Here is a 13,011-nt window from a genome sequence, read left to right on the forward strand (position 1 = left end):
CCATAACACTTCGGCATACCAGAGATTGACCCCATGACGTTGAAACAGCTGCGTTACCTCATCGCGATTGTCGAGGCTGGAAGCTTCTCCAGCGCCGCGCGACGCGCCTTCATTGCCCAACCGGCGTTGAGTCGACAGATCGGCTTGCTGGAAAGCGAACTGGATATGCAATTGCTGTCGCGCCTGCATGACGGCATCGAATTGACCGACGCCGGCCGGCAGTTGTATGAGGTGGCGCGTTCGGTGATTCAGCAAGTCGACTCGGTGAAGGATGAGCTCAAATCAAGCCGTGGCAATCCCATGGGGCACGTGTCGATCTCCATTCCGGCGACGGCGTCGGCGCTGCTGCTGCCCGCGATCATCACCCAGGCGCAGAGCAAATTTCCGGGGATCAAATTGACGGTGTGGGACGGCCTGAGCCGTGAAGGCGGCCAGGCGATCGAGTTGGGCAAGGTCGATTTCGGTGTGGTGCCCAATGCCGAGGAGCTGGAACACGTCATCGCCGAACCGGTGTTTACCGAGGACCTTTTCTGGGTCGGTGCCACCGCGCAAGAAGCCAATCACTCACCGATCAGCCTCGCCGAAGCGGCCGCGACGCGCCTGGTGATGCCGCCGCGCGCACTGCATCTGCGCCGGCGTATCGAACAGGCCGCAATGGAAGCCGGCGTGACACTCGATTCCAGCTACGAACAACAGTCGGCGCCGGGCATCAGCAGTCTGGTGCGCGCGGGACTGGCAGCGACCATCAGCAACTGGCCGCCATTGACGGATCTGCTTGAACCGATCTCAGCGCGACTGATCGTCGAGCCGCGCATCACGCGCACCGTGTCCCTCGCCCATTCGCAGCACAAGCCGCTGTCGTTCGCCGCCACCTGCATGCGCGACCTGGTGCGCAGCCTGCTTGTAGACGCTGTCATCGAAGGCCGCTGGAAAGGCAGCCTGATCGAACGCACTATCGAGCCACCGCTGAGTTTTGTCGGCGAAGCCTGAAGCTGTCACGGCGCAGTCGGACGGCGCCGTTTGCTCAAATCACTGCCGGCCGCCCGACAGCGTCGACCTGAAGCAAGCGCTGGCGAGTCTTCTGCGGATTCATCCACAACAAGCCCGCCAGCCCGGCAACCACCAGCACCGCCCCGCATACCAGAAACCCTTCGGCGTAACCCGCCGGATGCTCGGCGCCAGCACCCTGCACCAACAATCCGGTGACCACCGGAGCCGACAGACCGGCCAGCGACGCAATGCCGTTGCCAATCGCGAGGACGCCTGCACGCTGGCTGCCCGGCGTGAACTCGGCGAGCATCGCCGGGCCGACCGAATACATCACCAGGGCCAGCCCCCCGCTGAACGTCAGACAGACGATCCGCTCCACGTTGCTCAGTCCCTCAAGCATGAGCGCGGCGGACAGCAGGCCGCTGACAATCAGGCAAATGGCAACGAATGCGCCCCGCGACCAGCGGGTCGTGATGCCCGCACGCATGAACCGTTGCGATAACCAGGCCAGAAACAGACTCAACGGTGTCGTCACCACCACGAACAGTACAAACACCCGCCCCGTCATGATCGGGTCAATGCCCAAACCGGTCTGCAGGTAGCTCGGCACCCATGTCAGGGTCAGTGCCAGCGACCAGTTGGCGGCGAAATGACAGAGGTAGTTGCTCAGTACCGTGCTGTCGAGCAGCAGCCGCCGATAAGCGACTCTCCCTTCGTCCAGTCTCAATTGCCCGGTGCGAATCCTGTCGAGGGTGCCTTCGCTGCCAAGCAACCACCACAACACACACCACACTGCACCGATCACCGCGAGCACGATGAAGTTCATGCGCCAGCCGTAATGCACGCTGATCCACGGGATCATCGCACCGGCGACCAGCAGCCCCAGCGCACTGCCCGTGTGCAGCAGCGCAACCGGCAGATTGCGACGGTCATTGGGAAACCATTTGTACAGCGCATGGGTCGCAACTGGCGACGCCGGGCCTTCGCCAATACCGAGCAACACCCGGCAGGCAATGATGGCCCACAGCGAACTGACGAACAGCATCGGTAACTGGATCACCGCCCAGAACGCCCCCATGCCCAGCAACAATGTGCGCGTGGGGCGGCGGTTGGCGACAAATCCCCCGATCACAGCGGATATGGCAAAAAACCAGTGCAAGGCGCCGCCCACCAGACCGAATTCGGTGGGGGTCAGGCCCAGCTCCTTGGACATCGGTACCGCGACCAGGCCAATGACCACTTTGTCGAGGAAGTTCACCAGCATCAAAACCGCCAGCAGTACCGCAATCATCCAGGCCGTGCCCGGACGCGCAGGTTTGTCAGTGTGAGTCATGGTCATCTCTCGTTATTGTTTTTATCGGAGCGTCCGGCCCGCAAGGCCGGACGTACAGCAAGCGACCCTAAGCGGGCATCAGCACGCCTTTGGCGATGGTGTTGCGCTGGATTTCACTGGTTCCGGTCAGGATGCGCATCATTCGCGTCGCACGGAAAATCCACTCCACGGGATGCCCGCGCAACAGACCGGCACCGCCGTGGATCTGCACTGCACGATCAGCGATCCGGAACGCGGTCTCCGAGACGAACAGCTTGCACATCGGTGCCTGGGTACGAATGTCGCCACCGCTGTCATTTACTGCCGCAGTGGCGTACACCATGCTTCGGGCAGCGTGCAGTTCGGTGGCCATGTCGGCGATCATGTGATTGATCGACTGGAACATCGCGATCGGCTGACCGAACTGCTTGCGGGTTCGCGCGTAGTCGATCGACAGGTTCAGCGCCAGACCGGCCAGCCCCAGCAACGTCGGGCAATGGAGCAGGCGGTTGAGGGTAATGCGGCCCATCGCCAATTTGAAGCCCTGCCCCTCTTCGCCGATGCGATGGGTCACCGGTACGCGAACTTCATCGAGAAAAATATCCCCATGCGCACCGCCGCCGGACATCACCGAATAGTCGCTTTCGATGCGTACGCCGGGTGCTTTCAGGTCGACAAAAAAAGCCGAAATGTTTTGTGCTCCCGTGCCCGGTCCGGTGACCGCCAATAGCACGGCAATGTCGGCGTAAGGTGCGCCTGAAATGAAGCGTTTGCCGCCGTTGAGAACGTAATGGTCACCCTCCAGCCGCGCACGGGTCTGAATGGCCGCCGCATCAGAACCGGCCTCGCTTTCAGTGAGGGCGAAGCACACGGTTTTCTGCGCTTTGCAGATGGGCTGCAGGATCGTTTCGACCTGCACGGGACTTGCGACTTTGAACAGATGACCAATGCGCGGCGGACCGGACAGTTCGCCCAGAATGTGTGGCGCCAGCATCGAACCGGTCAGCACCGTCGCCTCCTTCACCGCACACAGATCGGCGACGCTCAGCCCCGCGCCGCCGATGGCTTCGGGCAGCATGATGTTGTAGTAACCCAATTCGCACGAACGCTGCCAGACCTGCTGCAATACCTGGCGGGGATGCGGTTCGGCCCAACTGAGGCCTTCACGCTGTTCAAGCGGGCGGATTTCTTCGCGTACAAAGCCCTCGATGCCTTCGATAATGCCGCGCGCCTTTTCACTTGGTTGATACATGATGATGTCCTCGGTCAGATGCGGCGTTCGCTGTTTTGCCAATAGGCATCGCGGATCAGGCGGCGGACCACCTTGCCGTTGGGGTTTTTCGGCAACTCGCTGACGAAATCCACGCCGCGCGGTTTCTTGAAGCCGGCCAGGATCCGGGCGCAATGCTCGATGATTTCGGTTGCGCTGATCTCGGCGCCGGGCTTGAGTACGATGACGGCGTGCACCGCTTCGCCCCACTGCTCGTCGGGGACGCCGACCACCGCCGCCTCAAAGACCTGCGGCAAGGTGTAAAGCACCTGTTCGACCTCGGTCGGGTAGACGTTGAAGCCGCCGGAAATGATCATTTCCTTTTTGCGGTCGACGATGAATACATAACCCTCGTCGTCCACCGTCGCCAGGTCGCCAGTAAGGTAGTAACCGTCGCGCATCACCTCCGCGGTCAGCTGTGGCGCCCGCCAGTAGCCCTGCATGATGTCTGGCCCCTTAACGACAATTTCGCCAATCTCACCGGGCTTTACATCGTCGAACCCATCATTGACCACCCGCAGGTCTGTCTCGAAATAACAACGCCCGCACGAGCCCAGACGCCGGTAGTCACCGTCCTCGCACAAGTGATCCTGTTCGGTCAGCACGGTCACCAGCGAGCAGGTTTCACCCGCGCCGTAACCCTGCGCCAGAATCGGCCCGAACACCTCTATAGCGCGTTTTACCAACGACGGTGCCATGGGCGCGGCGCCATACATGAGCAGGCGCAGACTGCTCAGGTCATACCGTGACACGTCTGGGAGATTCACCAGCCGATTGATCATCGCAGGGACCAGAAACAGGCGCGTTACCCGTTCGCGCTGAATGCTTTCCAGCAACTGCCGATCGTCGTAACGCTCCAGCAGCAGGTTGCAGGCACCGACAGCCAGCAACGGCATCAACTGCATGCCGCTGGCATGGGTGATCGGGCCGACGTGAGCCATGACATCGCCCGGCACTGCTCGTCGCGTGGGGCTGGCGATACTCTTGCGGATCAGCGCCTTGCGGTTGCCGACGCTGAGCATGGCAGCCTTGAGCACGCCGGAACTGCCAGAGGTGTAATGCAAAACGGCGAGGGTGTCGTCAGGCAGATCACAGCTGACAGGCTTGTCACAGCCTTGGCTGAGCAAGGTCGGGTAATCGATGTCGGCGCCACCTTCGTCCAGCGATACGATCAAGCGCAGTGCGGGCACTTCGGTACGTCGGGCGATCAGCGCTTCGGCGAATGCCGCCGTGGTGATCAGCGCCACGCTGCAGGAATCGTTGAGGATCTGAACGACTTCATCCAGCGACAGCCTTGCGTTGATCGGGACCTTGACCAGCCCAGCCTTGTAGAACGCCACCTCGGCCTCCACCAGCTCGACTCGGTTGGGCGCAAGAATGCCGACATGCTCACCGGTGCGGATACCCTTCTCCAGCAGGCTGGAAGCAAGCTGATTGGTGCGTCGCTCAAGCTGAGCAAATGTAAGCCGGCTTCGGTGATCAATGACCGCCATATGCTGCGGCCAGTACTTGGCACTTCGACTAATTATTTTTCCGAGGTTCACGTTGTTGTTCTCGTCGACAGTAAAAACCCGATCGATGCTAAACAGCGCAAACCCAACGGCGGTAATAACAGTTACGGATGGGGGCTATAACGTTTTTGACTGGAGCACGATGGATCCGTTGAGCAAGACCTCACGAGCGTCACGATCAATATCCGTCCCGTCCCCGCTACTCAACCAAGCCTTCACGTCGTGATGTGAGGCTTCGGATACACACGAAAAATTGCCGCTTCATTGTCAGGTGGTGTTTTTCCGCCTATCTTGTTTAATACCTATACAAAATGATCTTATGCGTACAACATTTTTTGCTGCCAACCTATTTTTACGGGCCCTCCTGCCGCGAGAAAGCGAAATTTGATGGCCACAACCCTGTACGTGCGATGCATGGCGTACAAGAAAGCGGGGCGAATACTTCCCCCGGTACCTCCGCAATCAGGAAGTAAGGCAATGTCTCGATTACTGCTGTTACTGACACTGATGCTCAGCATCGCAAGCTGCACCGGCGTGGATGTCAATCGTTATGCCGATCAACAGCCAGCCCTGGATCTGCACCGTTTTTTCAGCCAGCCCGTCAAGGCCTGGGGAATGTTCCAGAAGCGCAGCGGCGAAGTGACCAAGCGTTTCGAAGTCACGATCGTCAGCCGTCGCGAAGGCGACAACCTGATTCTCGACGAGCGCTTCCTGTACAGCGACGGTACTCGCCAGCAGCGCGTATGGACATTGACACCCGAGGGCCAGGGACGCTGGAGCGGTCGCGCCGGCGATGTGGTCGGCGTTGCCCGGGGCCAGATTGCCGGGAACGCCCTGCACTGGCGTTATCGCCTGAACCTGCCGGTCGACGATTCGACCTATGAAATGAGCATGGACGACTGGATGTACCTGATGGATGAGGACACGTTGATCAACCGCACCAGCATGTCCAAGTTTGGCGTGGAAGTCGGTCAGGTGACTTTGTTCTTCCGTCGTCAGGGCACAGAAGCAAGCCCATGATCCGTACAACGCAGAGCCCAGTTGAATGAACGCAACCCGCCGTCTGTGCCTGGTACTGGGCGACCAGTTGTCCTTCGACCTGGCTTCATTACAGGCACTCGATGCCGAGCGCGATACGGTGTTGCTGGTCGAAGTCATGGAAGAAGCCAGCCATGTGCCCCACCATCCACAGAAGATTGCCCTGATCTTCAGCGCCATGCGCCACTTCGCCAAGGCGCTGCGAGACCAGGGTGTACGTGTTGAATATGTCACCCTGGATGATCCAGATAACCGCAATTCGGTGCCGGGTGAGTTACAGCGCTGGCAAGCGCTGTTGCAGGCCGAAGAAGTGCACGTCACCGAGTGCGGCGACTGGCGGCTGGAGCATTCGATGAAGGAATGCGGCTTGCCGATTCACTGGCACGCCGATACGCGTTTTCTGTGCAGTCGCGAAGAGTTCGCTGCATGGGCCGAGGGCAAAAAACAGCTGCGCATGGAGTTTTTCTACCGGGAGATGCGGCGCAAGAGCCGCTTGCTGCTCAATGGCGACGGTTCGCCAGTGGGCGGCGCGTGGAATTTCGATGCCGAGAATCGCAAGGCCCTGCCCAAAGGCGTGAAAGCCCCCTACCCCGCGCGCTTCCATAACGACGCCATCACCAGCGAAGTACTGGCACTGGTCAAGGCGCGTTTCAGCCAGCACTACGGCGCGCTCGATGACTTCAACTATCCCGTCACCCATGCCGATGCGCAGGCACTGTGGGCGTACTTTCTCGATTACGGTCTGGCCGGGTTTGGCGATTACCAGGACGCCATGGCCAGTGATGAGCCGTTCCTGTTTCATGCGCGCATCAGCGCAGCACTCAATATCGGCCTGCTGGACTTGCGGCAGCTGTGCAGCGACGTGGAGTCGGCGTACTGGTCCGGCAGCGTTGCGCTCAACGCCGCCGAAGGCTTCATTCGGCAACTGATCGGCTGGCGTGAATATGTGCGGGGCGTGTATTGGCTGAAAATGCCCGACTACGCGCTGGGCAACTCGTTCGGCAACACCCGGCCACTGCCCGAGTTCTACTGGACCGGCGATACACAGATGAACTGCATGCGCCACGCCATCGGGCAAAGCTTGCAGCACGCCTACGCGCATCACATTCAGCGGCTGATGGTCACCGGCAATTTCGCCCTGCTCGCCGGTATCGCACCGAGCCAGATCTGCGAATGGTATCTGGCGATCTACATGGATGCCTTTGACTGGGTCGAGCTGCCTAACACACTGGGCATGGTCATGCACGCCGATGGCAGTTATCTCGGTTCCAAACCCTATTGCGCCAGCGGCCAGTACATCAATCGCATGTCGGATTACTGCCGCGATTGCGCGTACAAGGTCAGCGAAAGCACGGCTGACAATGCCTGCCCGTTCAATTCGCTGTACTGGCATTTCCTGATGCGCCACGGCGAGCTGCTGCGGGGCAATCAGCGCATGAGCATGATGTACAAGAACCTCGATCGCATGCCGCAGGCCAGGCAAGAGGCACTGTGGCAACGCGGCGAGAGGCTGTTGGCCCGCCTGGACAAGGGGGAGTCGATCTGAACTCAGTGTTCGCCCGAAACCATCGGTGAAACTTAACGACGGCGCCACCTGTCAACGAATGAACAGCAATCAAGCCTGACCGTTTTGCGATGACCACTGTCCCAGTCCGGCCTATCCGCCCCATGAAACCGGCCCCTGAAAAACCTAACAAAGCAGGTGAGATGGATACCCTCAAACACCTTACTCGCGAAGCACTTGAGTCCGAGGTAAAGCGATTACGCGCCGCGCTGCTGAGCAGTGAAGTCGACACTGAGCAAAATGTGGCGGCCCAACTGCAGGCCAGTAGAGCTGCGCTCGCCCGCAGTGAGGAACGCTTCAGCACCATTCTGGAAACCATCGAATCGGCATTTGCCATCGTCAAAGTCAAATTCGACGCCAACGACGATCCCGTCGACTACTACTTCGTCGAGGCCAATCCGGCGTTCGAGCGCCAGTGCGGGGTCAACCTGCGCGGCAAATGGGTCACCGAATTCGCGCCCAATCTGGAACGCTTCTGGTTCGAAACCTACGGCCATGTGGCCAAGACCGGGGAACCGGCGAACTTCGAAAATTACGCCAATACCTTTGAACGCTGGTTCGATGTGCGCGCCGTGCGGGTCGGCGATCCGGCCGACCGGCAGATCGCGATCCTGTTCAACGACGTCACCGAGCGACGCGATGCCGAGGAGCGCTTGCGCGCCAGTGAAGCGATCGCCCGAGAGAACGTCGAACGCGTGCAACTTGCCCTCGCCGCCGGTGCCATTATCGGCACCTGGCATTGGGACCTGCTGACTGATCGTTTTGCCGTCGACGAAGGCTTCGCCCAGGTGTTCAACCTCGACCCGAGTCTGGGGCGCGAGGGCCTCAGCCTCGAACAAGTGATCACCAGCGTGCACCCCGACGATCGGGATGCGCTGACCACGGCGATCGACGAAGCCATTGGTCGCGGCGGCGCCTATTCCCATCAGTACCGCGTGCGCCGCGCCGACGGCAGATACCAGTGGATCGAAGCCAACGGCCGCGTTGAGTGTGCCGATGACAACAAACCACTACGCTTCCCCGGCGTCCTGATCGACGTCGAGGAACGCCGCACCGTTGAGGCGGAGCGCGACGGGGCTATCGCCGCCTTGCGTGCGCTCAACGACACACTGGAACAGCGGGTGTCATCGCGCACCGCCGAGTTGATGCAAGCGGAAGAAAAACTGCGTCAGTCGCAGAAGATGGAGGCGGTCGGCCAACTGACGGGGGGCCTGGCTCATGACTTCAATAATTTGCTGGCCGGCGTTTCTGGCGCGCTGGAATTGATGGGGACGCGGATCAGTCAGGGCCGGTATAGCGAAGTCGACAAATACATGGTCACCGCTCAGGGCGCGGTCAAGCGTGCTGCTGCCCTCACCCACCGCCTGCTGGCGTTCTCCAGACGCCAGACCCTCGATCCGCGCCCTACCGACGTCAACATGCTGATGACCGGCATGACCGAACTGATCCAGCGCACCGTGGGCCCGAGCATTTTTCTGGAAACCATTGGCTCGCCGGAGCTCTGGCCGACGCTGGTGGATGCCAGTCAACTGGAAAACGCGCTGCTCAACCTGTGCATCAACGCCCGCGATGCGATGCCCGATGGCGGACGCATTACCATTGAAACGGCCAATCGCACCATGGATGCCGAGACCGCCGCCGCGCTGGACATTCCCGAAGGTGAATACGTGTGTCTGTGCGTCACCGATACCGGCATCGGCATGTCGGCGGATGTGGTCGCCAAGGCCTTCGACCCGTTCTTTACCACCAAGCCGCTGGGCCAGGGCACGGGGCTCGGGCTGTCGATGATCTACGGTTTCGCCAAGCAATCCGGCGGCCAGGTGCGCGTGCACTCGCAGGTCGACCGGGGCACCACGATGTGCATCTACCTGCCGCGTCACTGCGGCGACCCCGTGCACAGTCTCGATGACAAGCACATCGCACCGGCTGTAGTTCCCAAGGCCAGCGAGACCATTCTGGTGGTGGACGATGAACCCACGGTGCGCGCCTTACTGACCGAAGTGCTTGGCGATCTCGGCTACAACCTGCTTGAGGCAAGCGACAGCGTTGCAGGACTGAAGGTGTTGCAATCGAACGTGCATATCGACTTGCTGATCACCGACGTCGGCCTGCCGGGTGGCATGAACGGCCGACAATTGGCTGACGCCGGCAGAGAGATCCGGCCGAACCTGACGACCCTCTTCATTACCGGTTACGCGGAGAACGCAGTGATCGGCGCCGGTCAACTGGGCCCCGGCATGCAGGTGCTGACCAAGCCCTTCGCGATCGACACGCTGGTGGCGCGGGTCAGTGAACTGATGTGCTCAAGATCCGAATGAACGACCGCTGCGGCGGAACAAACCAGGCAGACGGGCTGCGGCCAAGGAGTATGAAATGGTGACTTTCCTGATTTTCCTGATCGCCTGCGGCGCGGCCGCAACCACCGGCATGGTTTTCAAGCCAGGCCAATGGTACGCGCAGCTCGACAAACCGAAGTTCACCCCGCCCAACTGGGTGTTTCCGGTGGCATGGACGACGATCTACCTGCTGCTGGCCTGGGTTGGCTTCCGCTTGACCCTGATTCCCGGCAGCGAAATGGTGTTGGCGTTATGGGCGGCGCAGATTGCCCTGAACACGCTGTGGACACCGGTGTTTTTCGGTGCCCAGCGGATCGTTGCCGCGATGATCATTCTCGTACTGTTGTGGCTGGTCGTCGCCGTGATGGTGGTCCTGGCCTTGCGCCTGGATGTCATCACCGGGTTGATCCTGTTCCCTTATCTGGCCTGGCTGTGTGTCGCCGCGGCGCTGAACTTCTCGATCATGCGCAATAACCGGGTGAGGTAGTGTGTGCCCGTCACAAAGACGACGAGCGCTTCAAGGTCTCGCTCGGCAACTCCTTGAACATCGCCCGGTAACTGCTTGAAAAGCGGCCCAAATGCCAGAACGACCAGTTCATCGCGACTTCTGCCACTGTCGTATCTGCCGGCGAGCGTTTGAGCAATTCTCGCCGGGCACTGTTGAGCCTGCGCAAACGCAGCCAATGGCTCGGCGACATCCCCGTGTACGCCTTGAACGTCTGCTGCAACTGGCGCAGGGAAACTCCGGCGACCCGCGACAGTTCCAGCAGATTCAGGGTTTGCTCCGGTGAATCTGCCGCCCACTCGCCCACGCGCTTGAGGGTGATTCGTTCTTCGGCGCGACGCTGCAAACCACCGCCGTCCAGGCACACGCTCGCGTTGTCGAGGATGAACAGGCAGTCCTCCAGCAACTGCTGGGTCAGCGCTTCTTTGCTTGGTTGATCAAGGGTTTGCGACAACTTCGTGAGTGTCGAGCTTAACCAGCGACTGAACAATCCGTTCTGCGCGCCATTGAGCGGCGCCATGAACAGACCTTCCAGTCTGGCCATGTCCAACCCATTGCGCTGGACGAATTGCGGGCCGAACACCACGGCGATCTCCTGGTAGTTCTCCGGAGTGATCCAGATGTTGCGGCTCTCTTCATTGAGCAGATAAAGCGCGTTGTCGCTGCGATCGAAACAGAACGCCAGCGAGCCTTCCGGCGCGCTGAAATTCTGCTCGACCCGGGTGTTCATCTGTTCCTCGTAGACCTCCACACCCTGCAAATCCAGATAACGGATCTGCCCGGCGAAATGCCCCGGCGACATCTGCTGGTAATGCTGAACCCAACCCGGCGTGGCGCGGATCTGTTCGGTGACATCGGCGGTGTTGAAAGCTTGAACCTGTAGCGGATTACACGTCGTCATGGGAGACCTTGCGCACTCTTTTGGTGCGCTTTGGTGCTGCTGAAAGTGGATAGATGGAACGTCAAGGCCCGCCCAAGATAGTCGTCAACGCGCCACAGGGGAAGCCTGCGAAAGATGAAATCGCTTTTCCCCCGCGTCAACAAAACCAACGACGAGGTCTTTATGAATGCCCCTTTCGATCAGCTGTTCACATGGCTGAAAGATCACAAGATTACCGAAGTGGAATGCGTGGTCAGCGACCTGACCGGCATCGCCCGCGGCAAGATCGCACCGACCAACAAGTTCCTGCATGAGCGAGGCATGCGCCTGCCGGAAAGTGTGCTGCTGCAAACGGTAACCGGGGATTTTGTCGACGACGACGTCTACTACGATCTGCTCGATCCGGCCGACATCGACATGGTCTGCAAGCCGGTGAGCGACGCGGTGTACGTGATTCCGTGGGCCATCGAGCCGACCGCCATCGTCATCCACGACACCTTCGACAAGTTCGGCAACCCGATCGAACTGTCGCCGCGCAACGTGCTCAAGAAAGTCCTTCAGCTGTACACCGACAAAGGCTGGAAGCCGATCGTGGCGCCGGAAATGGAGTTCTACCTGACCCAGCGCTGCGAAGACCCGGACTTGCCGTTGAAGGCACCGCTGGGCCGTTCCGGTCGTGCCGAGAGTGGTCGTCAGTCGTTCTCCATCGATGCCGCCAACGAATTCGATCCACTGTTCGAAGACGTTTACGACTGGTGTGAACTGCAAGGCCTGGACCTGGACACGCTGATCCACGAAGACGGCCCGGCGCAGATGGAAATCAACTTTCGTCACGGCGATGCGCTGGATCTGGCCGACCAGATCACCGTGTTCAAGCGCACCCTGCGTGAAGCCGCGCTCAAGCACAACGTGACCGCAACCTTCATGGCCAAGCCGATCGGCGACGAGCCCGGCAGCGCCATGCACCTGCATCAGAGCGTGGTCGAGATCGCCAGCGGCCAACCGATTTTCGCCAATGCCGACGGCAGCATGAGCGACCTGTTCCGCCACCACATCGGCGGCCTGCAGAAATACATCCCGAAGGTGCTGCCGATGTTCGCGCCGAACGTGAACTCGTTCCGCCGCTTCCTGCCGGACACTTCGGCGCCGGTCAACGTCGAGTGGGGCGAAGAAAACCGCACCGTCGGCCTGCGGGTGCCGACCTCCGGGCCTGAGGCGATGCGGGTTGAAAACCGTTTGCCGGGTGCTGACGCCAACCCGTACCTGGCGATCGCGGCGAGCCTGCTGTGCGGTTACATCGGCATGGTCGAAGGCGTCGAGCCGAGCGCTGCCGTCGAAGGCCGGGCTTACGAGCGTCGCAACCTGCGCTTGCCGATCACCATCGAAGAAGCCCTGACCCAAATGGAAGAGTGCGACACCGTCGCGCAATACCTGGGCAGCAAATTCGTACGCGGCTACGTCGCGGTGAAACGCGCCGAGCATGAAAACTTCAAGCGCGTGATCAGCTCCTGGGAGCGGGAGTTCCTGTTGCTGAGCGTCTGATTAAAACAACAAAAACCAACCCACGATCGTTCCCACGCTCTGCGTGGGAATGCCTCAATGGAC

At 60.4% G+C, this 13,011-nt stretch carries 10 protein-coding genes; 6 read left to right on the top strand and 4 right to left on the bottom strand.

Annotation, left to right across the window (positions count from 1 at the left end; genetic code table 11):
• Positions 1-33 precede the first annotated feature (33 nt).
• Positions 34-990: a LysR family transcriptional regulator gene (locus I5961_RS14185; protein ID WP_227232601.1), complete on the top strand. Its 957-nt coding sequence runs from the start codon at positions 34-36 to the stop codon at positions 988-990.
• A gap of 34 nt (positions 991-1,024) precedes the next feature.
• On the opposite strand, the gene I5961_RS14190 is transcribed toward I5961_RS14185, so the two are convergent.
• The 3 genes from I5961_RS14190 to I5961_RS14200 all read right to left on the bottom strand — a co-directional run bounded on the left by I5961_RS14190 (position 1,025) and on the right by I5961_RS14200 (position 5,116).
• On the bottom strand, positions 1,025-2,281 hold the full coding sequence (locus I5961_RS14190) for an MFS transporter (RefSeq protein WP_227235597.1): 1,257 nt from the start codon (positions 2,279-2,281) through the stop codon (positions 1,025-1,027).
• A 109-nt stretch (positions 2,282-2,390) separates the two neighbouring features.
• On the bottom strand, positions 2,391-3,554 hold the full coding sequence (locus tag I5961_RS14195) for an acyl-CoA dehydrogenase family protein (protein WP_227232602.1): 1,164 nt from the start codon (positions 3,552-3,554) through the stop codon (positions 2,391-2,393).
• A 14-nt stretch (positions 3,555-3,568) separates the two neighbouring features.
• A complete protein-coding gene (locus I5961_RS14200; RefSeq protein WP_227232603.1) occupies positions 3,569-5,116 on the bottom strand; it encodes an AMP-binding protein in 1,548 nt (515 codons plus the stop codon).
• 444 nt (positions 5,117-5,560) lie between these two features.
• On the opposite strand from I5961_RS14200, the gene I5961_RS14205 reads away from it, so the two are divergent.
• The 4 genes from I5961_RS14205 (at position 5,561) to tspO (ending at position 10,508) form a co-directional block, all read left to right on the top strand.
• Entirely contained in the window at positions 5,561-6,103 is a 543-nt protein-coding gene (locus tag I5961_RS14205) for a DUF3833 domain-containing protein (RefSeq protein WP_085696105.1), read from the top strand.
• A gap of 25 nt (positions 6,104-6,128) precedes the next feature.
• On the top strand, positions 6,129-7,667 hold the full coding sequence (locus I5961_RS14210) for a cryptochrome/photolyase family protein (RefSeq protein ID WP_227232604.1): 1,539 nt from the start codon (positions 6,129-6,131) through the stop codon (positions 7,665-7,667).
• A gap of 161 nt (positions 7,668-7,828) precedes the next feature.
• Positions 7,829-10,003 (top strand): hybrid sensor histidine kinase/response regulator, encoded by a 2,175-nt coding sequence (locus I5961_RS14215; RefSeq protein WP_085696103.1) that lies wholly within the window; start codon positions 7,829-7,831, stop codon positions 10,001-10,003.
• Between the two features lie 58 nt (positions 10,004-10,061).
• Positions 10,062-10,508, top strand: a complete 447-nt coding sequence (gene tspO, locus I5961_RS14220) for a tryptophan-rich sensory protein TspO (RefSeq protein WP_227235598.1) — start codon at positions 10,062-10,064, stop codon at positions 10,506-10,508.
• A gap of 10 nt (positions 10,509-10,518) precedes the next feature.
• Here tspO and I5961_RS14225 read toward each other — a convergent pair whose 3' ends face one another.
• A complete protein-coding gene (locus tag I5961_RS14225) occupies positions 10,519-11,427 on the bottom strand; it encodes a helix-turn-helix domain-containing protein (RefSeq protein WP_085702045.1) in 909 nt (302 codons plus the stop codon).
• 162 nt (positions 11,428-11,589) lie between these two features.
• Between I5961_RS14225 and I5961_RS14230 the strand changes: the two genes are divergently transcribed.
• On the top strand, positions 11,590-12,948 hold the full coding sequence (locus I5961_RS14230) for a glutamine synthetase family protein (protein ID WP_085696443.1): 1,359 nt from the start codon (positions 11,590-11,592) through the stop codon (positions 12,946-12,948).
• Positions 12,949-13,011: the final 63 nt, after the last annotated feature.

The sequence above is a fragment of the Pseudomonas sp. IAC-BECa141 genome, assembly GCF_020544405.1.
GTDB lineage: Bacteria > Pseudomonadota > Gammaproteobacteria > Pseudomonadales > Pseudomonadaceae > Aquipseudomonas.